Here is a 24158-nt window from a genome sequence, read left to right as displayed (position 1 = left end):
CAACGACGAATTCTAGGCGGTGTCCCCTCCCTTTCAAGAAAGGGAGGGGGCGGGGCATGCCCCGCCTCTTACACCACATCTCTGCGCGCTACCGCAACAGTACTCATATTTGGCATTTTTTGCCCATAGGGTCCACAGCTCATCTCACACGCATAAAAAACGAGGGAAGGCACGCGTCCTTCCCTCGTTACGGGCAATATGTAACCGCTCGCCTACATCAGGCGCAGGCTGACGTCCTTGAGCTGGGCGCCACTAACGGCACTCGGAGCACCCGACATAAGGTCGGAGCCGCTGGCCGTCTTGGGGAACGCCATGACGTCGCGGATGGAGTCGGAACCGGTGAGCAGCATGCATACGCGGTCCAGACCCAGAGCGAAACCGCCCATCGGGGGCGCACCAAACTTGAGCGCCTCCATGAGGAAGCCGAACTGAGACTCGGCACGCTCCTCGGTAAAGCCCAGGAGCTTGAGCATGGACATCTGCATCTCGGCGTTGTGGATACGCATACCGCCGCCGCCGGCCTCAAAGCCGTCCATGACAAAGTCGTAGGTGCACGAACCGGCTGCCAACGGGTCGGCCTCGATCTTGGCGATGTCGGTCTCGGTCGGCAGGGTAAAGGGCTGGTGCTCGGCAGCATAGGCCTTGCGATCCTCGTCCCAGTGGAACAGCGGGAAGTTGACGACCCACAGGAAGTCGTGACCCTCGCGCTTGATCTCGAGTGCGTTGGCCATGTGAGAACGCATGCCACCCAGGATCTCGTCAGAGAGCAAGCGCGGGCCGGCGGCGAACATCACAAGATCGCCGGGCTCGACGTCCATGCGCTCGCGCAGAGCCGCCATCTCCTCGTCCGAGAAGAACTTGACGATGGGGCTGTTGATGGAGCCGTCCTCGCGGAAGGCGATCCAGGCCAAGCCCTTGGCGCCAAACGTGGAGGCCACGCCGGCAAGCTTATCGATCTTGGCACGTGCCCAGGCACCGGCGCCCTTGGCGTTGATAGCCTTGACGACAGAGCCTTCCTCGTTTGCGGCAGTCGCAAAGACCTTGAACTTGGAGTTGGCAAAGATGTCGGTCAGGTCGACCAGGTGCATGCCATAGCGGGTATCGGGCTTGTCGGAGCCATAGGTGTCCATGGCATCCCAGTAGTTCATACGACGCAGCGGCGTGGGCATCTCGACACCCATGCGGCCGAAGGCATCGGCAAGAACCTCTTCGAGCGCGCTCATGACATCGTTCTGGTCCACGAAGGACATCTCGATATCGACCTGGGTGAACTCGGGCTGACGGTCGGCACGCAGGTCCTCGTCGCGGAAGCACTTGGCAACCTGGTAGTAGCGCTCAACGCCACCAACCATGAGCAGCTGCTTCAGAAGCTGCGGGGACTGCGGCAGGGCGTAGAAGTTGCCCGGCTGGATGCGGCTGGGAACGATGAAGTCGCGGGCGCCCTCGGGCGTGGACTTGAACAGGGAGGGCGTCTCGACCTCCATGAACTCACGGTTGTGCAGTGCCTCGCGAATGGCAAAGGTAAAGTCGGAGCGCAGCTTGAGGTTGGCCATCATCTCGGGACGGCGGAGGTCCAGATAGCGATAGCGCAGGCGGGTGTCCTCGCTGGTCTCGATGCCGTCCTCGATCTGGAACGGCGGGGTGACGGACGTGTTGAGAACCTCGGCGTGGTCGGTCAGGACCTCGATCTCGCCGGTCGCGAGCTTGGTGTTGGTGGTCTCCTCGCCACGGGAGCGCACGACGCCGTGGATCTTGATGGGCCACTCGGGACGCATGGTCTCGGCGATCTTAAAGGCGTCGTCGTCGGAGTGCTCGGGGTCGAAGGTGAGCTGCGTGATGCCCTCGCGGTCGCGAAGATCGCAGAAGATAAGGCCGCCGTGGTCGCGGCGACGGCTCACCCAACCGGTGAGGGTGACCTCTTCGCCCACGTTCTCGCGGCGAAGCTCGCCGCAGGTACGGGTGTGCATGGAATGCTCGTCGATGGGACGGGTCTGGCTCATACCAGTGATCCTCCTTTATGGATCTGTGCCGCCCCGTGTCGTTCCGGGCGGCGTCGTACAGATTTGCCCAGCCTGCGTAAACCGCGCAGCCAGACATGGCGTTCTATCTTATCGCACCTGTGTCGATGTGCCGCGGAAAAGTAGCTCCTGCCCAAAGACTTGACGGAGACGAAACAATTGACGCACCGCGGCACCCGCCCGCGCTCGTCACGTGCGACAATGTGCCCCAATACAACTGCACTCGGAAAGGCCCGCCATGACTGCACGCCTCATCGTTATGGATATCGACTCCACGCTCATCAACCAGGAGGTCATCGACCTGTTGGGCGAGGAGGCCGGCGTAGGCGAGCAAGTGGCGAAGATCACCGAGCGCGCCATGCGCGGCGAGCTCGACTTTAAGCAGGCGCTCGAGGAACGCGTGGGGCTGCTTGCCGGCTTGGACGGGAGCGTGTTCGAGCGCACCTTTGAGCGCGTGACGTTTACCCCCGGCGCGCTGGAGCTTGTGCGCTCGGCGCACAGCAAGGGCTGGAAGGTCGGCGTGGTAAGCGGCGGCTTTCACGAGGTCGCCGATAAGATCGTGGCCGCCGCGGGCATCGACTTTTGCCTCGCTAACCGCCTGGAGGTCGTGGACGGCAAGCTCACCGGCAAGCTGGCGGCAGACATTGTAACCAAGGAGTCCAAGCTCATCCAGCTGCTGGACTGGGCAGTTGAGTGCGGTGTCGACATGGCCCATACCGTGGCAATCGGCGACGGCGCCAACGACATCCCCATGATTCAGGCCGCGGGCACGGGCATCGCATTTTGCGCCAAGCCCAAGACGCGCGAAGCCGCCCCATTTGCCATCGACGAGCGCAACCTGATGCTCGCCATGGACATCATCCTGCGTGACTAGTCGATCCTCCTAACAATTGAATTAGTCTGTCCTATAGTTTCCGAACAATTTTGTCTTAGTGTTCGGAAACATACCCTATGAGTGCTAGACTTTGCGCCGTCGAAGGGAACATATATGGATAAGCGAGATCTTGAGCAATTGCTGAGCGATGTTGCCGGCGGAGCAGTCACCCCGGCCGTCGCCCTCACGCGCATCCAGACGGCGCCGACCGCCGATCTGGGTTTTGCGCAGCTCGATCTTTCACGCGGGGTACGCCAGGGAGCCGGCGAGGTTGTCTACGGCGCCGGTAAAACCGCCGAGCAAATTGCCGCCATTATCGAGGCGCTGCGCGATGCCGGCCAGGAGCGCATCCTGGTCACGCGCCTGGATGCCGAAAAAGCAGCCCGTACCTCGGAGCTCCTCGACAACGGCATCGACCTGGGATATGTCCCGGACGCACAGCTCGCCCTCGTGGGCGGCAAGCCCTCCCCTACCGGCAACGGACGCATCGTCGTCGCCTGCGCCGGCACGAGCGACCTGCCCGTCGCCGAGGAAGCCGCGTTGACGGCCGAATTCTATGGCAACGAGGTCGACCGCCTCTACGACGTGGGTGTCGCCGGCCTGCACCGCCTGCTCGCGCATGCCGAGGAACTTGCTCAGGCACAGGTGGTCATCGCCATCGCCGGCATGGAGGGCGCACTGGCGAGCGTTGTCGGCGGCCTGGTAAGCTGTCCGGTCATCGCCGTTCCCACCAGTGTGGGCTACGGCGCAAGTTTTGGTGGCGTAGCCGCGCTACTCGCCATGCTCAACTCCTGCGCCAGCGGCGTATCGGTCGTCAATATCGATAACGGCTTTGGCGCCGCCTACCAGGCAAGTCTTATCAATCATCTGAGCGCCGGCACACCCCGCACCCGTTAAGGAGCATTTCATGTCCAATCATCAACATACGCTTATCATCGACGGCACCTCGGGCATCAGCGGCGACATGACTGTCGCGGCCCTGCTCGACCTGGGCGCCAGCGAGGAGCACCTGCGCGAGCAGCTCGCCACGCTTCCGGTCGGCGGCTTTGAGATTGCCGTTACACGCGCAAACAAGCATGGCATCGACGCCTGCGACTTTGACGTTCAGCTGGCAGAGGAGCTCGAGAACCACGACCACGACATGGCCTGGCTCTACGGCAACGAAGCAGCTGCCGAGCACACACATGAACACGAGCACCACCATCATGGCCATGGCGAGCACGAGCACTGCCATGAGCATGATCATGAGACCCACGGCCATGGCCACGAGGGCCATCATCACGCCCACCACCATCACCATCGTTCTTTGGCGGACGTCACCGCCATCATCGACGGCTCGCAGCTAAGCGATGGCGCCAAGCGTCGTGCGCTCGACATCTTTACCGCGCTCGCCGCCGCCGAGGCCAAGGCCCACGGCAAAACGCCCGAGACCGTCATGTTCCACGAGGTAGGCGCCGTCGATTCCATCGTCGACGTCTGCTCTGTTGCCATCTGCCTCGACGACCTGGGTATTGAGGACATCGTGGTCGAGTCGCTCTCCGAGGGCCACGGAACCATCCGTTGTGCTCACGGCATCATGCCTATTCCCGTCCCCGCTGTCGTCAACCTGTGCCAGGCGGGCAATATCGCCCTCACGCCTGCACCGGTCGCCGGCGAGCTCGTGACGCCCACGGGCGCCGCCATCGTCACCGCGCTGCGCACGTCCGACCAACTGCCCTCACGCTACCGCATCGAAGCCGTCGGCTACGGCGCCGGTAAGCGCCCCTACGAGGGTTGCTCCGGCACGCTCCGCTGCCTGCTCGTTCACGCGGACGCATAGCCATGGATGCCCGCAAAGAAAAAAGCCGCGCTGCCATCGTTGCGGCGTTCTCCGAGCTGCTACGCGAAGAGGACTACGGCAAGATCACCGTCGGTGACATCATCGCTCGTGCCCATGTTGGTCGAGCCACGTTCTACGGCCTCTTTAAGAGCAAAGACGACCTACTGTCCGAGCTCGTGAGCGACATCTGCACCCACGCCCTCGACGACGATGGCACACCGCTCGACGACCCATTCGTGCAGGTCGAGCATATCCTCAACAATCTATGGGAACGTCGCCAGGGCGTCCGAGCGCTGGTAGCCGGCGCCGGCTCACGCGTCTTCGCCGACTGTCTCCGCAAGACCATCATGTCGCGCGCAGCCGAAACCGTCCCCGTCGACCCCGCAGGCCCCGCCGCCGCCATGGACCGCAGCTTCTTACTACACCACATAGCCTCAAGCTTCGTAGCCACCGTCCAATGGTGGGCCTGGCACAACTTCCAAGCAGACAAAACCGACGTAGCAAAAGACTACCTCTCAGCCATAAAACCCCTCTTCAACTAAGCAAACCCCTCATCCCAAAGTTCCGCCCCAACCCAAAGCACAATCCATCCCAAAGTATCGACAACAGCCCAACGCCCCTACCAGCAACAAGCCCCTCCCATCCAAATTCAGATATATATGTTGGGTTGCTTGTACGAACGCAACAAAGACCCCGCAGCTGACCGCATGGGGTAACTTCCCAGCGCATTCCGCAGGACACAAAAAGGCTCGCCGCACGAAGTGCGCAGCGAGCCTTTTTGCATGTCCGAGGACGCGCTGGGAAGTTACCCCATGCGGTCAGCGGACAACTATGTAGCCTCAGACTAGAACATGCCCAAGAAACCGTGCACAAACAGTGCGGCCAGAGCGGCACCGACAAACGGAGCAATGCCAGGAACGAGCAGGCCGTACTTCCAGTTGTTGTCAGCCTTGTTCTTGATCGGCAGCACCTGATAGGCCATGCGAGGACCAAGGTCACGAGCCTGGTTCATGGCGAAGCCGGTGATGCCGCCCATGCCCATGCCAACGGCCCAAACGATCAGACCGACGCAGATTGCGAGCATCAAAACGTTCTCGCCGGCGCGGCTAGCGGCAGCAAGGATGGCGCTGATGAACACAAAGGTGCAGATAGCCTCGCAGAAGAAGTTGCGAGCATAGTTCGTGCCCTCGGTAGTAGGGTTGGTCGAGAAGATGTTGCGCTGGGCAATAGGGTCGACGACGCCCTCGGAAGCCTTGAACTCATCGGCATACATAAGCCAAGCGATTACGGCGCCCACAAAGCCGCCGAGCATATCGGCAATCATGAAGGGGATGCAGCTACTCCACGGCACCAGGCCTACGATGCACTGGGCAAGCACCATGGCGGGGTTCATGCACACGGCGCCGCCAAAGACAAACAGGCAGACCGAGATGCCAAAAGACCAGGTGGTGATGGCAAACATGTGGCCGGAGCCCTGATACTTGGTGCCCTTAAGCACGGTATCGCAGTGCACGCCCACGCCAAAAATGATCATGAGGGCCGTTGCGCCGAATTCGCAGAGGAGTTTGGTAAGCATAAAACCTTATCTTTCTTGTCGGTTATAAACGATTCGTTTAGGCCGCGCACTAGTGCTGCGCGACGACAACGCCCAGGCCATCGGGAATGACGGCCACCTTGGCATCGGCACCCTTCATCTCAAAGGCGAGCTTGAGCGCCTCCTCGAGGGTGTTGACCGGCGTCATGTGCATATCCTTGATCATCTGGTGATCGCACAGGTCGGTGACCATGATCACAGGGTGATGCGCCAGGATGCGGGCGAAAATCTGGCTCGTCCACTGGTCGGGCAGGGTCTCGTCCTTAGGACGGTCGATGCAGGCGCGCTCAAACTCTGCCGGATCGTTGTCGGCGATGTTGTGATAGAAGCCCTCGCCACCGTGACCGTCGGCACAGCCGGCGACGTCGATGATCACACCGCCCTCGGGAAGCGTAGCCTCGTCAGAGCACATGCCCTTCACGGCCTGGTAGATGTTCTGGTCGAGTGGGTAGCCGCCGTTGGTGGTGATGGCAATCTCGCACTCAACGGGCTCAACGCCGGCAAGGCTCTTCACGAACTCACAGCCGGCCTCGTGCGCCTTGTGAATGTCGCCGGCAAAGGAGCCGATGACCTCGTGCTTGCCGTTGAGCACCACGTTAAGCACAAAGGCAAGGTGAGCCATCTCGGCGGCAGCAAACATGTCCTCGCTCACGTGGTTGTGGCACAGGTTGCCGGCACGCGAATGGGAATCGTTCACAAACTGACCGTTGTGGTTGTACATGATGGTCTTGTAGCTGGCGATGCCAGGCAGGACGGACTTGCGGCTACCAGAGAAACCGGCAAAGAAGTGCGGCTCAATAAAGCCCTCGGCAAGCAGCAGATCGCAATCGGCGGCAATCTTGTTGATGATGCACTCGCCACCAGAAGGCAGGGTGCCGATCTTTTTCATCATGCTGTCGTCAGTCGCGACGTGCATAACGATTTCCTCGTTGGCAACGATCTCCTCGCCATACTTGTTGACGAGCTCCTCGTGCGTCGACGGACGATGCATACCCGTAGCAACCAAAATACGCACTCGAGCCTCGGGCGCAGCGGAATGGATGTGATGCAGCAGAATAGGCATCGTCACACGCGAGGGAACGGGGCGCGTATGATCGGAGCTAATAATGACGATATCCTTCTTGCCAGCGCAAAGCTCCTCGAGCGAAGGCGAACCATAAGGGTTGGCAAGTGACTCCTCTACCAGCTCTTCCTGTGATTTTGTAGTCTTAAACTCGTTTTGATGACCTTCCATCACACCCGCGAAGTTCTTATCCTCGAGCTCCAGATGCAACGTCTTGTGGTCAAACGGCAGTTCACATTCAAACAATGACGAGCGCCCTCTTCCTTTCAACTGACACACTAGATAAACCGTTGGAAGGATACGCCGCTCACCGAAAAACACCACCGTCCACCGACTCATTAACACAACGTTCATATTTGACCCACAACAAAACGGCCGCGACCCCAAACGGGACCGCAGCCGCCTGTCAAAGACACTATAGACAGGATGATTTACGCAACGCCGAGGCAAACATCTAGCCCGAGACGTACGCACGTAAGCCATTTTGCATAAATGCGTTAATTAATTGCATAAAATGGCGCATAGATTTCTAGCCGTAACAGGGTGGTACCCTCCGGAGCGTGCATTTTTGCGAGTATTCAGCATCGCGGGATAAGATTTTGGTGCCAAAAGTCTTTCGAAAAGTAGATAGTCCTCATGGCTCGACCCATCTGGATAGCATGCGGCGAGAAACCAGCCATATATGATCGTCGCCAAAGCCCAATCGTCGTGCAAAAGCATCAACAAGGGCCGCGAACGTCACCCACAGCCTTATGCATCAATCTTTAGCTGCTGAAAACTCCGTTTTTTGCACGTCGCCCCAAGCACCACCCTCACCCAGCGGCTGATCCGCCGTAAACCGAGGACGAAAGGACCCGATGGGTTTCCCTCTGAATGCATTCCGCAGCACGAAGCCCTTTCCAAACGCGCGAAGCGCGCTATATTTCTTCAGCCCGTAATCCGCAGAAGACCGGACATCGTAGGGCCCGCCATTAGTTTACTTTTAGGCACACTCCGCAGGACGCAAGAAGCCCTCGCCGCACGAAGTGCGCAGCGAGGGCTTCTTGCATGTCCGAGGACGTGCCTAAAAGTAAACTAATGGCGGGCCCGGACGACTACAGGGCTATCGATTACCCCGTGTTCTGCAAACCTGCCGAGACGCCGGTCACAGTCGAAAGAATCAGGCTCATGTACTCGGCCTTCTTCTCCTCGGCCATCTCGTCCTGGTTCATACGCACCTCGCGAAGGGCGCGGACCTGGGCGATGGACAGAGCGTCGACGTAGGGGTTGCGCACGCGAACGGCGCAGCCGAGCACGCGACGACGCTGCAGCGGCCACTCGTCACCGACGATGGCAAGGACCCACTTACGCGTGAGCTGCATCTCGGTAAAGACCTTCTCGGACAGATCCTGGCGATCGCCCAGGTGCAGATACATCTTGGCGATGCGCTGGTCGGTCTTGGCGATCGACATCTCGATGTTGTCGATAAAGGTGCGGAAGAACGGCCACTCCTGGTAGGCGGCCTTAAGCTGGTCCAGATCGCCAAACTGCTCGCAGGCGGTACCCAGGCCGTACCAAGCGGCCAGGTTAATGCGCGCCTGGCTCCAGCTGAAGATCCACGGAATAGTACGCAGGTCGTCGAGCGACTTGGCGCCCAGGCCGCGCTTGGCGGGACGTGAGCCGATCGGCAGCAGACCGACCTCGGTCAGCGGCGTCACGGTCGAGAACCACGGTGTAAAGTCCTCGGTGTTCAGCAGGTCAAGATAGCGCTCGTGGCTTGCGGCGTTGAGCTTCTCGGCCATATCCCAGAACTTCTGCGTGGTCTCGGTGTTGGTCTTCTCGACACTCGGGGCCGACTGCAAAAGCGTTGCGGCGGCAACGGACTCAACATGACGCTGAGCCAGCGTGCGGTTGCCGTAACGGGCAAAGATGACCTCGCCCTGCTCGGTGAGCTTAAAGAAGCAGTTGACCGAACCCTTGGGCTGCGCCAGCACGGCCTTGTTGGCCGGGCCGCCGCCACGGCCCACGGCACCGCCGCGACCGTGCATGAGCACCAGGTCGATATCGTTCTTCTCGGCCCACTTGGCGATGCGCTCCTGCGCGGAGTGCAGTGCAAGCATGGCCGTGGTAGGACCGGCATCCTTGGAGGAGTCGGAATAGCCCAGCATAACCTCCATGCGGCGGTTGGTCTGGGCAAGGCGCTTCTGCACCACGGGCAGCGTAAGCATCTGGTCGAGCACGTCAACGCAGCCCTCGAGGTCCTCGAGCTGCTCGAACAGCGGGATCACGTCGAGCTCGGGAACGTCTTCCTCGTGTGCGAAGGACAGGTGGGCCAGCTCAAAGACATCGGCCACATGCTGGGCACTCTTGGTAAACGAGATGATGTAGCGGTGCGCCATCTTCTTGCCGTAGCGCTTTTGGATGGAACCGATGGCACGGAAGGTGTCGATGACCTCGCGCGTCATGGGCTGCAGATCGCCATGGATACCGTTCTCGTGAATATCCTTGAGGGCGCGGGCGTGCACCACGGAGTGCTGACGGAACTCCATCTCGACCATATGGAAGCCGAAGGACTCGACCTGCCAGATGATGGTCTGGACCGGGCCGTAGGCAGCACGGACGGCACCGCAGGCAGCCAAGGAGCGCTGGACGACACGCAAGTCCTCCAGGAACTCATCGGCGCTGTGGTACATGGTGTCGGTGATACGGCGCACGGTGGCGTTCAGACGATCGGCCATGACGAGCATGACGGCGCGATGCGGCTCGTGCTCGGAGATCAGCTCGGCGCGGGCCGTGTACTGGGTGCTCATCTCGACCTGATGGTTCCACAGGTTGATGAGCTCGGCCGACGGCTTGCTGTAGGTGGCCTCGAGCGTCAGGTTGCGGCCGATGCGGCGGCACTTGTCCTCGAGTTTGAGCACCATGTGGGTGAAGTACTTGGCGGCGACCTCACGGCTCACCTTGGCGGTGACGTTGGGGTTACCGTCGCGGTCGGAACCGATCCAGCTGCCGGGATGGAAGAACGCCGGGCACAGCGGCGGCACGGTACCGGCCTTGTCGCCCAGCACCCAGTCGTCAAAGCGACGATAGATGACGGGGATAACGTCGAACAGCGTGTTATCGAAGATGTCGATGATGGTATCGGCTTCCTCGACCGGCGTGGGCTTCTTGAGCGCGATGGGGCTCGTACGCACCAGGGCGTCGATCTCCTGCAGCATATGGCGCTCGTTCTCCACCAGGTCGGAGCCGCCCAGACGCGGACGCTCCTCCAGCAGGTTGGAGATACGGCGAATCTTGCCCTCGACGGCCTTGCGACGGGCCTCGGTGGGATGTGCGGTAAAGACAGGGTGGAACTCGAGCTTGTCGAGCAGCTCGTTGGCGCCCTCGACGCCCAGCTCATTCACCAGCTGGTGATAGGCGACGGTGAGCTCGTTGGCGGGATCGACCTCGGTATCGGTCGACGCACCGGCCTCGCGCTCGCGCAGCTGCGCCACACGGTAGTTCTCCTCCGACAGGTTTGCCAGATGGAAGAAGCTCGTAAAGGCGCGGACAATGACCTGCTGCTTATCGAGCGGCAGACTGTCGATCAAATCGACGACCTCACGAAATGCCACGGCGGTGGGCTCGTCGGCGGTTGGCACGCCCTGCTCGTCGACGGCCTCGTCGGCAGCGCGGGTACCGGGGTTGCCGGCATTGGCCACAATCTCGGCCGACAGAATCTTGTCGAACAGGTCCGCGATCTCAGGATCATACTCGCTAAGCACACGACGCTCCAGGCGCAGGAACAACGCCAGATTGTCGCGCAGCTCCTCGGGGATCTCGATTTCGGCGAGACGCTCCCTGGACTCGGCATTCGAGCCGATTCGGTTAACGAGGCGGTTGACCACGGCAGCGACGCGCGCCGCGGCTTCGGGTACAGACTGGTTGCTTAGGTTCTCAGCCACGTTTCCTCCCATTCCTCCTTCTATGCACGTAACATGCGGTATTCATTATAGGCGCTTGAGAAATACTTTCGGCACTGATTGCGCTTTACCACACAAAAGTATTTTCTGCATTGCAAGGGTTTTTGCTCTAAATGGTCGTATTTCTCGGTGGACGGCATACACAAACGGGGGCATTCCGCATAAATGCGAAACACCCCCGTAACAATCGCTCGCCGCGAGCGGGACATGTTAGCGGGTCCGCAGCTCAAAAAGATGCGCTACAGGCGCTCGCGAACCGCCTCGACGACGTTGGCCAGATCGGCAAGGACCTCTTCATGGCTCTCCATGTCGCGCACCTTGACCTTGCCGGCGGCAAGCTCGTCGCCGCCCAGGACCAGGATGAGCTTGGCGCCCACCTTGTCGGCCTGCTTAAACTGGGCCTTGAGCGAACGGCCCTGATAGTCGGCCTCGGTCACGATACCCGCGGCGCGAAGCTCCTGCGTAATGGAAAAGACGTTCTGGCGCAGCTCCTTGCCGGCGTTGGCGACATAGACGCACGGGGACTCATCGGCACCCAGGTCGCTGCCAAAGGCCTGCAGGGCCAGCAGGGCGCGCTCAAAACCGACGGCAAAGCCGACGCCCGCCGTGGGCTTGCCACCCTCGAGCTCGACCAGGCCATCGTAGCGGCCGCCGCCACCGATGGAACCGACGCCGGCGCCGGGAGCCTCGACCTCAAAGACAGTGCGGGTGTAGTAGTCCAGACCACGCACCAGGGTGGGATCCTCGACATACTCGATACCGGCGGCATCCAGATAGCGCTTGACCTGCTCGTAGTGCTCGCGGCACTCGTCGCACAGGTTGTCGCCCATCAGCGGGGCGTCGGCCATGATCTCGCGGCAGTGGTCGTTCTTGCAGTCGAAGGCGCGCAGCGGGTTGAGCTCGGCGCGCTCGCGGCACTCATCGCACATCTCGTCTGCGTGATCGAGAATGAACTGCTTAACCTGCTCGCGATAGGCCGGACGGCACTGGGCGTCACCCATCGAGTTGATGAGCAGACGAAGCTTGGAAAGATCGAAGCCCAGGCGCTTGTAGAACTCCATGAGCATGATGATGCACTCGGCGTCTGCCGCCGGATCGGGAGCACCGAGCCACTCGATGCCCACCTGGTGGAACTGGCGCAGGCGGCCCTTCTGGGGACGCTCGCCGCGGAACATGGCCTCGGCGTAGTACGCCTTAAACGGCGTGGAGCCCTGGGGCACCAGATTGTTCTCGACGACGGCGCGCACCACGCCGGCCGTGCCCTCGGGGCGAAGGGCCAGGCGCTGCTTGGGCTTGAGTTTGGTGTCGGTGCCCTCGGCAAAGACGCGCTCCAGGTTGGCGCCGCTGAACACGCGGAACATTTCCTTGCGCACGACGTCGGTCGACTGGCCGATACCGTGGACAAACACGTCCACCTGCTCGATCGCGGGCGTCTCGATGGGTTTAAAACCAAACGGCTCGAACACGCCGGCCGCAATCTGCTGCATCTTTTGCCAGGCGCGCATCTCGGCGCCGATAAGGTCGCGGGTTCCCTCCGCCTTCTGTGCCTGCATGGGCAAACACCTTTCTTTTGTATCGCGTCATAGGTAACGGTCATTATACGGCACAAAAACAAAACGCGGCGGCGCGTCTGACCGAACGAGGGTATGGGGACTCGTTCGGCCAGACGCGCCGCCGCGGCATGTGATGCGCTTTGGCTTACCTACTCCCCTGCCACGCTCGCGCGCAGCTTGGCAGCGATAGGCTCCGAGGCCAACAGGAACACGAGCACAATCGCGGAGCACACCAGGCACACAATCCAAGTGCTCGCAAAGGAGCCCGTAGCGTCGAACAGCACGCCCGAGACGATGGCGCCCACGGTGCCACCGACCATCTCGAGCGAGGTAATGGTGCCCGTGACCTTGCCCAGGTCGGCCATGCCAAACTGCTTAGACGCAGCGATCGTGGGCGTAATGGTGCCCATGCACGTTCCGATACCAAAACTCACGGCGGCAACAATGGGGCCAAGATCCGTCGTCGGGAAGCACAACGCCACGCAGGCGATAATGCACGCAGCGGAGCCAAGAATGTTGCCAAAACGCAGGCCGAAGCGATCGTAGATAGCGCCGAGTGAAATCTTGGCGATAACGACGGTAACCATGTAGGCCGAAAGCACGGTGCCTGCCCACATGGGGTCGTGGCCGCCCGTGACGATCTTGGCGCCGTTGACGGTGACGCTCGTCATATTCGTAACCTGGTTGGGCAGGATGGCGCCATTGACAAGGCCCATAAAGAGGAATGCCACGACGAGCAGCCAGAATGCCGGGCTCTTCTTAATGCGCGACCAACCGACGCTGACCTCGGGGGCCGTATGCTCGTCCCTATCGCCCGCGGTGGAAACAGACGGATCGCCCGGGTTCTCGCCGAGCGGCTTCAGGCCAATCTCGGAAGGCTTGGTGCGGAAGGAGTAGGCCGTGATGGGCAGTGCCGCCACAATGCAGACGGCAGCGAGCACCAGGAACGCAGAGCGCCAGCCCACACTCACGATCAGAGAGCTCACGATCGGCGAGAGAATGGCACCGCCAAAGCCCGAGCCCGAAAGCGCAATGGAGATAGCAAGGCCGCGCTTGGCTGTAAACCAGTTGGCAGTAACGAGGCTAATGAGCAGGCGGGTCGAGGCCACGGCGAAGCAGCCCGAAACGGCAAAGAGCACGTAGACCTGCCAAAGCTCGCCCACAAAGCTCATGCCGACAAGCACGGCAGAGGTGGCGATAACGGTGAGGGAGCCCAGAACGCGGCCGCTCACCTTATCGGCCACATGGCCGATCACAAGCGAACCCACAACGCTCACCACGGTGGAGATGGCATTGGAGATGTTGTACTGCGCAAGGGAAATGCCCAGGTCGCTGACGATCAGCGGCTGAAACAGGCTCATGCAGTTGACGAAAATCGTGTAGCACGTGGCCATGATCACGAAGCCGGAGGCCACCACGAGCCAGCCGGGGAAGAGCTTACGCTGCTGGGACATACTGCTCTTTTTTTTAAACAAACGAATAGCCTGCGCCGGGCGCCGGTAATGCCCAAGATTGCCTTGAAAGACAAGGGCATAGGCCTTATGGCCATGCCCGCAGGCTTGAAAGGCAAGGTTGGGTGCTACCGGTGGTCGGCGATGTAGCCCAAAGCGACGGCGGTATAGGCCGCGGCACCGAGCGGCAGCTCGGCATCGCTAAAGCGCGCCTTGGGATGGTGCTGGGCAAAATGCTCATCCGTATCGGTCACAGCGGCACCCACGGCAAAGTACGCGCTCGGAATCTCGCTCGAGATAAGCGCAAAGTCCTCACTCGCCATGGCGTGGAACAACGGCAGGAAAGCTGCCTTGGGCAACGTCGCACCCACATAGCCCAGCGATGCCTGGGTCATATCGTCGTCGAGCACCAGCGGCGGAACGTCCGAGAGCGTCTCGATGGTCGCCGGCGTGCGATACGTTGCCGCGACGCCATTGGCGACCTCGGCGATGCGGGTCTTAAGATGCGCCATGAGCTCGACGTCAAAGCCGCGCAGCGTTCCTTCGAGCACGCAGGTGTCGGGAATGACGTTTGCCGCCTGTCCGCCGGCAAACTTACCCACGGTGAGTGCGACCTCCTTGGCCGCCGGCACCTCGCGGGAGATGAGCTCCTGGAGTGCCAGGTGCACATGCACGCCCGCCGTGATGGGGTCGATGCAGATCTCGGGGCTCGAGCCATGGCCGCCCTTGCCCTGCAGCGTGATGCGGAAACCGTACACGCCCGAAAGCGCCGGGCTCCCATAGAGCACCAGGCCGAGCGGCGATTGGCTGTTAACGTGCATGGCGAAAGCCGCCTGGGGACGCGGGTTCTGCAGAAGGCCATCGGCAATGGCAGCGCGAGCGCCCTCAAAGGTTTCCTCGCCCGGCTGGAACAGCAATTTCACCGTGGCGTTGGCCTCCACAAGCTCGGCCTCGCGGGCCTTGAGCAGGCGCGCCGCACCAAGCAGCGCCGTCGCGTGCATATCGTGACCGCAAGCATGCATGCAACCATTGGTGGATGCAAAGGGCTCGCCGGATTCCTCGACAACGGGCAGGGCATCCATATCGCTTCGGAGCATGACGACCGTTCCGGCCTGCTCGTCCTTGCACGTGCCATTGCCCTGAGCGGCCGCGGCCGCACCGGCACCGATCAGGCCAACGACGCAGGAACCGTCGACTAGCGTGGTATGGGGGATGTCCATCTCGTCCAGACGTGCCTGGATATAGGCAGACGTCTGCGGAAGATTGTTGCCGAGCTCGGGCATCTGGTGTAGATCGTGTCGCCACGCAGCGAGCTCGTCTGCAAAAGCCCGAGCTTCTGCGACAAGGCCGTCACCGATAGCGGTCTGCGCCGCTGTGGTAGCCTGAGGCGCTGGTTGCGGTTGAAAATCGGACAGAGCTGGTGCCATAGATGCCCTCCAGTAACGTTTTTGCAGCAAGCACTTTGATAGCGTAAAGTGCAAGGTACTACTTTAAGGGCGACGCATAAAAAATGCCGCCCCGGGAGGCGGCGCAACAAATTGTTTACAATTGCGGACGCGGCTTTCGACGCAAAAAAACGAAATGCGTCTCGCTCAAGATAATCGAAAGAAAGATGAGCGCGAAGCCGGCGAGCAGGCGCGAGGTGAGCGCCTCCCCCATCAGCAGCACCGAGAACAGCACACCCGAAGGCGACTCCATCGAAAGGAGCAGCGAGCCCGTCGAGGCCGGGACGTGCGCCAAGCCGACGTTTTGGATGAGCAGCGCCACGCACGTGCAGCCCACCGAGAGAAAGGCCATCACGCCGATAAAGCTCGGCGTCCACACGGACAGAGGCGCCTGGGTCTCGAATAGCAGCGACGAGATAAGGCTCAAGACGCCATTGCCCACAAACATCCAAAACGTGATGACGTTGATGTCCATTTTGCGACCGTACTTGGCGGTCACCGCCATCTGGATGGCGAAAAAGACCGCACCAGCCAGCGTAATGACGTCACCGATGTTGAACTCGACGCTATCGAGCGCCACCAGGCCAATGCCCGCCAGGCAGAGCAATGCGGCTCCCAAGTTGTAGCGAGTGAGCCTTTCGCCGCTTAGGAAATAGCTCGCGAACGGGACCAGAATGCAATAGGTGCCCGTCAAAAAAGCGTTCTTACCCGCCGTGGTCTGAGCCAGACCGACCGTCTGCAAGGCATAGGCTGCCCACATGAGCGCGCCCATGCTCAGACCGACAATCAGATTGCGAGCGTTAAGGTGGGCGGCGATGCGCTTGCGAAAGATAACAAGCATGACCAGCGCTGCGGGAAGAAAGCGAACATAGAGCAGTTCGAACACCGGGATGGTGTCGAGCGCGTCCTTCATAGTGGTAAAGGAGTAGCCCCAGATAATCGCCACCGAAAGCAGTAGAACTTTCCAGAACAGCGGCGAGCGAGCACCGGCGCCACGGGAGATGCCGCCCGCACCCAGGTCCTCGCGAGCAACAGGGCTATCGGGCATGTTTTCGATTTCGTTGGCAGCGTATTGGGCCATGGAACATCCTCACACTCAAACTGGGCGTGGTGTCCGCACGCGTATGGCCGCGTGCCGCCTCATGGTCAAATAAAAACGGGACGCGCCGGACCCCCGGCACGCCCCGCTACTGTAGCAACAACCAGCGCTGCATCGCAATCCAGCCCACTAAAGCGTCGGCAAAGTGAACCTCGATGGTCCGGCAATGTCAGCGAAAACGACCCTAAGCGAGCAAGGTGACGTGAAATGAAAGGGCGCTGACCTTCTGGTCGCGCCCTTGAAATTGAACGTCAGATTGCCGCTTAGGGGCGTTTGCAGCGTCGAGCCGTTACGCGGTTTGGTAAAACCGCGTAACTAGATTAATTTGGTTGATTCCAGCTTTTCGATAATCCAGTCGTTGGCTTTGATGACCGGACGGCGGAAGACCACGCCCAGCGCCAGCGACGGAATCAGATAGCTCGCCAGAATGCCCAGCTCAATCCAGTACTCCATATGGTAGGCACCGGCCATGGCGGCATGCATGGCGTTGATGCCGTGGGTAAACGGCAGGAACGGATATATCGCCTGGAACACGGGACCGGTCATCTCGATGGGGAACGTACCGCCCGAACCGCCGACCTGCATGACCAGCAACACGACGGCAAGCGCCTTGCCGATATCGCCAAACGAAACCGTAAGCGTATAGACGATATTGGAGAACACAAGACTCGCGATCCAGCCCGCCAGCACAAATTGCAGCGGGTTGTCGCACTGGATGCCAAAGAATAGGATGTCACCCGCGCACACGAGCGTTGCCTGCAGCAGTGCCAGACCGCCAAAGAACAGGTAACGACCCAGGTAGATCTCGTGCAGGCGCACGGGGATAAGCTCGTTGATGAGCTCATCGTCAACCGACACCTTCATCATGGCCGCCAGCACGATCGAACCGACCCAGAGCGACAGAATCGTGTAAAACGGCGCCATGGCAGAGCCGTAATTGCGAATCGGATAGACCGGCTTGCGGTCGAGCGCGACGGGGCCGGAAAGCGACGCGGCCAGGCCCTCGGGGTCGTTGCCGATCATCGTCTTGATCGTAGCGAGGTCATCCGACATCAAGGCGCCGTCGAGCTCGTCCTTAAACGCACTGATCTTGTCCGACGCCTCGCCCAGCTGATCGGAAGCCTTGTTGACCAGCTTTGCAGCCTTGGAGAGGCCCTTTGCCAGCGAACCGGATGCGTCGGTCAGGCCATCTACGGCGCTATCCAGATCGCTCGAAATACCATTCAGTGAATCCAGAACCCCCGAGACGGTCTTCTTGAGCTCCTTGGCCTTAACCGAGAACGTGGAATCGTAATCGGATTTGGCACCCGCGATGCCGGCCTTGGCATCGGCGATGGCCTGATCGACCTCGGCACGCGAGTTGTTGACCTCGGCCATGCTATCGGAGAGAGACTTCGCGGTGGCCGCCAGATCCGTGGCATTGTTGCGGTACTCAACGGCGATTCTGCCCAGCGACGTCGCGGCAGACTTGAGACCGTCCTTCAAATTCTCATCGCTCACCTGGTCGGCAAGGCTGCGGAGTTGATCAGCCATCGCATCGATATCCTTGGCGCGCGCATTGAGGACCGCAGCGGCATCGTTGAGTTGGGACACCGTAAGGTCGACATGCTGGTTCGCGGCATCGAACGCCTTCGAGAGCTCGGCAGACACATTGTCGAACGAACCCGCACTTCCATCGATCGCGGCATCGATGGCATCGTTTGCCGCCTTAAGCGCTTCTTTGGAATCATCGATGCCGCTTTTGGCATGTTCCATGAGCTGCTTTGTCGACTCATCGACGGCACCGGTCTGCTTGAGCATGCCGCTCGCCGACGTCAGCGAATCGGACGTGGAGCTCAAAATGCCCGCAAGAGACGTTGCGCTGGCCTGAACATCCCGCAGGTCCTCGACCGAATCGCCGAGTGTCGACGACAGGTTGGCGATAAAGTTACTCACCTGGTCGGTGCTCATGTAATCGAGCAGGCTGGACACGGTCTTGAGCCCGATGGTCGTAATGGTTTCGGTAAAGGTCTCGTTAACCTGACTCTGGACGGCACTCGACCCTTTCTCGGTCACGATCTGGGCAATGGCGTTGGCCTTCTGATTCTCGTAGAACTCGATATCGGCATGCTTCACGTCGGTCGAAAAGAGCGTCATCATATCGGCACTAAACGTCTTAGGGATAACGACAGCCGCATAGTATGCGCCCGATTTGACGCCCTCGATGGCCTTTTCTCGATTGTTGAGTACAACCCAATCGAAGCTCTCGTTGCCGCGCAGGGTGGCGGTCACGTTTTCACCCACGTTGACCTCAACGGGGATCAGATCGCTCTCGTAACCCTCATCGGTGTTGACCACGGCGATCTTAAGATTGCCGGTGTTGCCGTACGGGTCCCAGCTGCCGGCGATGTTAAACCACGCGTACAGGCACGGTACGATAACGAGGCCCATCACGACAACCAAGCCGATTACGGAGCGAGACACATTTTGGACATCGCGCTTAAACAGATGCAGGATGTTCTTCATTTATGCCTCACCTCCTTTGGAGTGCTTGCCAAGCGGAGTGGCATCTCCATCATTTGTGGCTGTGCTGTCGCTGTCCTGAGATTTATGGTTCGAGCCTATATGCGGCAAGCGGCCCGTGGACTGATCGCCGCCCTTGGCACCACGCTCGCTGGCGTTGAGGCCAAACATGTAGCGGGCGGCAGGAATGGCGGCCGTGTGCTCGCGCATCTCGCGACGCAGGTCCTCATCCGAAAGCGCCGAGATGCGCATCTGGGTATTGAGGCTCGCGCGGATATATTCGATATTGATAAGCCAGCCGCAGATGGCAATGACCGAGATGATCCAAATGACAAGCAGGATGATCTTGCCGTTATTGTCGATATCGAGAACCGTCGACAGGACAAAGAGCAGGACCTGAACGCCCACCACGGCGGCAAAACCGCCCTTGATGTAGTACGGGTAGCGATGTTCAAAGGCGACCGCATGATCGAGCAGTTCGCGACGGTACGAATCGGAATCGAGCATGACACGCATGGCCGTGCGCAGCGAGTAGCGCTGGCGCGGCAGGTCGTTGGACTCGCAAATCATCATACCGGTCGTGGAAAGCTGTTTATCAAAGAGCAGGTTAAGGTTGAGCAGCAGCGGACGCAGCTGCAGGCCGATAAAGAGCGCCACGATCAAGAACACGCCCAGAATGCACAGGTTAAACAGGTAGTTGAACGAATACATACCGCCGACCGTCTCGCGCAGCAGATTGATGCCGTAGGTAAAGGGCAGCAGCGGGTGCAGCCACTGGAAGAAGCCGGGCATCATCTCGATGGGGTACATGCCCGACGAACCCGGGATCTGCACGATGACGAGAATGACGCCGATAGCCTTGCCGATATGCTTAAACGTGGTGGACAGCGCATAGATGATATTGACGTAGGTGAACGAAATGGCGATGCCGCCCAGCACGAACAGCAGCGGGTTAATGCACTGCACGCCAATCACCAGATCGCCTACCGTAACGATGATGGCCTGCAACGCGCCAAGGATCACCAGTAGCAACCAGCGGCCAAAGTAGCCCTGACGCGCGGTAAAGCTGCCGATGCCTTCGCGGTCGACCTCGAGCTTGTAGATGGCGATAAGCACGTAGCCGCCCACCCAAAGCGCCAGATTGGTGTAGAAGGGAGCGATACCCGAGCCAAAGCTCTTGACCGGATAGATCGACTTGGACGTCAGCTCGACCGGAGAGGCCATGAAATCTGCCACGTCATTGACATCGACGCCCATAAGGTCGGCGAGCTCGCCCATAGACTCAGAGGTCTGCAGCGCCGCGATGTCGTTGGCGGCGGTTGCAAGCTTGTCCTGGACCTTGGCAAGCGAGGCATCGGTCTGGGACAGCGTGGTCTTGGCCTGACCGAGCGTAGCGTTGAGTTGGGCCAGCGTGCCACGCGCGCTCGCAATCGTGGGCGTAAGACCCGATACGATTCCCGTCAGATCACCCGAGACGGCAGCAAAGGAATCGAGCGCGCTTGAGGCCTTCGGCAGCGCGCTTTGGCCCAGGTTCGTTTGGGCCTGGCCAAAGTTGGTCGCACCGGTCTGGATTGCGTTATTGATAGCGTCGCTGGCACCCGAAACAGCCGCGGCGTCATTCGCCATGGCGCTCGACTGCGCGGACAGACCGTCCTTGATGCTCTGAAGCTTTTCATTCTGTTCTCGAAGAAAATCGATGGTCGATACAATGTGTGCGTCAATTTCCTTGGAACCTGTCGACGTGTCATTAGCGAGAATCTCCAAGTGCCCGATAACGGCCTTATTGTGGTCGATCGTCGCTTGGAGAGACTCGAGCGAGTTGTCGATACGGGTAGTCGTAGATGTGACCGTGCCCGTCAGCTTGCCGATGGCAGCGTTCGCGGAGGCCGACGTCTTGGTGAGCGCAAGGCTGCCCTCCGAAAGCGCCTTGGAGAGCGAGGCGATAGAGTTGCCCGCCGTAGCGCGGGCCTCGCCCAGCAGGTCATTGCCCTGAGAGATCGCCTGCGTCAGTGACGGCGCCTGACCCTGCAGGCCGGCAAGTGCCGCATCAGCCGAGGCGATAGCGCCACTCGTCTTATCGATGGCGTCATTCATGTCGCCAATCGAGTCGCGCACCTCGCCCAAGGTATCGGATGCCTCGGACACCGAACTTGCCAACGAATCCTGAGTCTGGGTTGCCTTGTCCTTAAGGTCGATGCCGGCATCTTTGGCAATACTGGCAACGGTCTCGCCCACGGTGGAGACAAATTCCGAGTTGATCTGCTCCTCGATGGTGTTTGCACCGGTATCGGTGACCTTGGGCGCAATAGCGCTCTTCTTCTCATTAACGTAGTACGTAAGCTTGGGCTGATGGTAGTTGCCGTCGAGCATCGAAACGAGGTTGTCGGAGAAATTCTTGGGGATGACGATGGCGGCGTAGTACTCGCCGCTCTCGACGCCTTCCTTGGCATCGGCCGCCGAATCAACGAAGGTCCAGCCCAGTTGGTCGTTCTCCTTGAGCTGATCGACGACCTGGTCGCCCGCGTTGAGCTCGCCCACCAGGTTGTTTTGGGTGCCTTGATCGTTGTTGGCGATGGCAATCTTGATGCCCTGGGTGTTTCCGTACGGATCCCAGTTTGCCACGATGTTGTACCAGGCATACAGCGAGGGAATAACGCACACGCCCAGGGTAACCACCAGGGCGACGGGGTTCATAAGCAGTCGCTTAATGTCGCGCTTAAATATCGCAAAGGAGACCTTCGCGTTGGATAGTTTGCTGCCGAGACTCACGCTTGGACCATCCATCCTGTCGTTGAATCGAATCGTACTATCGACAACCATTGTACGTAGGCGCTTTAGTGCCTCGCGGCACAATGGTATTGAGTTTTGCGGGTAGCAATATACTACGAAGATTAGTTAACGTACAGTTGTACAGTATCTTTAATTTCAGCAGGTCACAAAACCACAACCCGCACAAATTAGCAATCCGAATAGTCATCGGGGACGTTCTTAAACGACTAGTCAAACAAGAACGTCCCCAACGACTAATGGTGCAAGGAATGTCCCAAACTGCCAGCAGAAAAAGGACGTCCCCAAGTGCCACATTCGGAGCAAGGCAACGCCGCAGGTAGAGGACGGACAGACACTATGACCCAATCCGAGGGCACGGAAACGACAGGAGCCCCCGCTCGTGACCGCGGGTCGGGGCTGCGACAATGTTGTTGAAGTGCCAGAGGCGCAGCCGCGCCGCAACGAGGTTGGGAAGCTCCCGTGCCTAGATATTCTACCGCCTTCGGAATGGACGTACACCTCAGGTCCACCACCGTCTGCGCGCTCGACGCGGAGACGGGCGAGGCCGTGGCGAGGAGGTTCCGCGGCAACCCGTGGGGCGAGGTCGCAGAGTGGATGTCGGGCTTCCCGGGCCCGTCGCTCGCCGCCTACGAGAGCGGCTACCTCGGCTTCGCGCCGCAGAGGGAGCTGTCGGCCCTCGGCGTCGACTGCGTCGTCGCGGCCGTCTCCAAGGTCCCGAGGTCAGCGGCCGACCTCTCGTCCAAGAACGACCGCAACGACGCGGCCAGGATGGCCAAGGCGATACTGTCGCACGACGTCACCCCGGTATGGGTGCCGTCCCCCGAGATCGAGGGGCTCAGGGACCTCGCCGCCGCCCACGACGCGGCGACCGCCAGGCTCGCGGCGGCGAAGCAGCGGCTCCTAGCGTTCCTCGCCCGCCGGGGCTACGTCTACGGCGGCACGACGCCGGCGGGAAACCCCCGAAAGTACTGGACGTACGGCTTCCTCAGGTGGCTCGACAAGGTGCGGCCCGCCGACGACGGCGGCATCCGGGCGCTGGCGGCGCTGAGGAACGAGGTCGAGGCGGCCGACGAGGCAAGGGAGGCCCTCCTCGCCGAGTACAGGGCCGCTGTCGCGGCGGGCCCCCTCTCGGCCGAGGTCGAGGCGCTCCAGTCCATCAAGGGGTGCGGGTTCGTGCTCGCCGCCGCCTTCGCGTCCGAGGTCGGCGACTTCTCGAGGTTCCGCTCCGGCAGGCAGGTGACGGCCTACTTCGGCCTCGCCCCGAAGCAGAGGTCGAGCGCCGACTCCGTGCGACTCGGCGGAATCAGCGGGGCCGGCAACGCGCTCGTCAGGAGGCTGGCGGTCGAGGGGTCCTGGCGCTACGCCCAGGCCGGCCACCAGCCGAAGCTGATGCCCAAGGGCTCCGGCGTCCCCCTCGAGATAAGGATGCACGGGAGGAAGGGGTCCGAGCGCCTGCTCCGGCGACGCGAGGAGATGCTCGAGAGGGGCATGCCCCAGGCGAAGGCGAACGCCGCCACCGCCGCCGAGCTCGTGAGGTGGCTGTGGGCCCTCGGCACGATGTGCCGGGAGGCCGGCGAATAGACATAGCCCCCGTCCCGGCGAGCCGGGCAGCCTTCGGGGACACCCCCGTTCTCGCTGTGCGCGCGGCGGTCGCCGCATTCGCGTCGACAGACTTGGGGAACCCCCGCCGAAGGAGAGGATTGCGGGCCGCCGGAGCGGTATCCGCGGATATGAGACTGAGCCGAAGGCGTCGACGACATGCCGGGGGCGGACCGGGACGGGTTCAACGGCAGGCCCCGCCGACCGATTGCAAGCGGCCGGCGGGGCCATTGTGGCTCTTGACAGCGGATTGGGTCATATGAGCGAGCGGGCCGCATTTGAGACAAGGTGGCGTGAAACGAAAGGGCGCTGACCTTCTGGTCGCGCCCTTGAAGTTGAACGTCAGATTGTCCAAATGCGGCCCGCGCAGCGTCGACCGGTCCGCCGTTCGGTAGAACGGCGGAACCAAT

15 protein-coding genes are annotated in these 24158 nt (G+C 60.7%); 5 read left to right on the top strand and 10 right to left on the bottom strand.

The window, feature by feature from the left end; all coding sequences use genetic code 11:
- Positions 1–212: 212 nt before the first annotated feature.
- Complete coding sequence (gene aspS, locus I2H19_RS03375; RefSeq protein ID WP_195621240.1) at positions 213–2000, bottom strand: aspartate--tRNA ligase; 1788 nt, start codon at positions 1998–2000, stop codon at positions 213–215.
- A gap of 256 nt (positions 2001–2256) precedes the next feature.
- On the opposite strand from aspS, the gene serB reads away from it, so the two are divergent.
- The 4 genes from serB (at position 2257) to I2H19_RS03355 (ending at position 5253) form a co-directional block, all read left to right on the top strand.
- Positions 2257–2892 carry a phosphoserine phosphatase SerB gene (gene serB, locus I2H19_RS03370; protein ID WP_195621238.1) on the top strand — a complete coding sequence of 212 codons (636 nt, stop codon included), beginning with the start codon at positions 2257–2259 and terminating at the stop codon, positions 2890–2892.
- A 114-nt stretch (positions 2893–3006) separates the two neighbouring features.
- Positions 3007–3789, top strand: coding sequence for a nickel pincer cofactor biosynthesis protein LarB (larB, locus tag I2H19_RS03365; RefSeq protein WP_195621237.1), 783 nt, complete (start codon positions 3007–3009; stop codon positions 3787–3789).
- A 10-nt stretch (positions 3790–3799) separates the two neighbouring features.
- A complete protein-coding gene (gene larC, locus I2H19_RS03360; protein ID WP_195621232.1) occupies positions 3800–4711 on the top strand; it encodes a nickel pincer cofactor biosynthesis protein LarC in 912 nt (303 codons plus the stop codon).
- 2 nt (positions 4712–4713) lie between these two features.
- A complete protein-coding gene (locus I2H19_RS03355; protein WP_195621231.1) occupies positions 4714–5253 on the top strand; it encodes a TetR/AcrR family transcriptional regulator in 540 nt (179 codons plus the stop codon).
- Positions 5254–5555: 302 nt separating this feature from the next.
- Here the strand turns inward: I2H19_RS03355 and larD are convergent, their stop codons facing one another.
- From larD to I2H19_RS03310, 9 genes are all read right to left on the bottom strand, one after another.
- A complete protein-coding gene (larD, locus tag I2H19_RS03350; protein WP_152067525.1) occupies positions 5556–6287 on the bottom strand; it encodes a D/L-lactic acid transporter LarD in 732 nt (243 codons plus the stop codon).
- Between the two features lie 49 nt (positions 6288–6336).
- The gene (gene larA / locus I2H19_RS03345) at positions 6337–7614 is read right to left on the bottom strand and encodes a nickel-dependent lactate racemase (protein ID WP_195621230.1); all 1278 of its coding nucleotides are present in this window, start codon (positions 7612–7614) and stop codon (positions 6337–6339) included.
- 863 nt (positions 7615–8477) lie between these two features.
- Positions 8478–11291, bottom strand: coding sequence for a phosphoenolpyruvate carboxylase (locus tag I2H19_RS03340; RefSeq protein ID WP_411266898.1), 2814 nt, complete (start codon positions 11289–11291; stop codon positions 8478–8480).
- A 257-nt stretch (positions 11292–11548) separates the two neighbouring features.
- Entirely contained in the window at positions 11549–12862 is a 1314-nt protein-coding gene (gene hisS / locus I2H19_RS03335) for a histidine--tRNA ligase (protein ID WP_195621228.1), read from the bottom strand.
- 149 nt (positions 12863–13011) lie between these two features.
- Positions 13012–14316 (bottom strand): MFS transporter, encoded by a 1305-nt coding sequence (locus tag I2H19_RS03330; protein ID WP_195621227.1) that lies wholly within the window; start codon positions 14314–14316, stop codon positions 13012–13014.
- A gap of 125 nt (positions 14317–14441) precedes the next feature.
- Positions 14442–15740: a M20 family metallopeptidase gene (locus I2H19_RS03325; protein WP_195621225.1), complete on the bottom strand. Its 1299-nt coding sequence runs from the start codon at positions 15738–15740 to the stop codon at positions 14442–14444.
- Between the two features lie 115 nt (positions 15741–15855).
- Positions 15856–16839 (bottom strand): DMT family transporter, encoded by a 984-nt coding sequence (locus I2H19_RS03320; protein ID WP_195621223.1) that lies wholly within the window; start codon positions 16837–16839, stop codon positions 15856–15858.
- A gap of 333 nt (positions 16840–17172) precedes the next feature.
- Positions 17173–19362: a YhgE/Pip domain-containing protein gene (locus tag I2H19_RS03315; RefSeq protein WP_195621221.1), complete on the bottom strand. Its 2190-nt coding sequence runs from the start codon at positions 19360–19362 to the stop codon at positions 17173–17175.
- Positions 19363–22128: a YhgE/Pip domain-containing protein gene (locus I2H19_RS03310; RefSeq protein WP_271745493.1), complete on the bottom strand. Its 2766-nt coding sequence runs from the start codon at positions 22126–22128 to the stop codon at positions 19363–19365. It lies immediately after the preceding gene.
- Between the two features lie 480 nt (positions 22129–22608).
- Here I2H19_RS03310 and I2H19_RS03305 point away from each other — a divergent pair, with 480 nt between their 5' ends.
- A complete protein-coding gene (locus I2H19_RS03305; protein WP_195621219.1) occupies positions 22609–23730 on the top strand; it encodes an IS110 family RNA-guided transposase in 1122 nt (373 codons plus the stop codon).
- Positions 23731–24158 lie beyond the last annotated feature (428 nt).

The organism is Collinsella aerofaciens, assembly GCF_015560135.1.
GTDB classification, from domain to species: Bacteria; Actinomycetota; Coriobacteriia; order Coriobacteriales; family Coriobacteriaceae; genus Collinsella; species Collinsella aerofaciens_AN.
The sequence above is the reverse complement of the archived record's forward strand: the minus strand, read 5'-3'. Positions and strand labels throughout refer to the sequence as shown.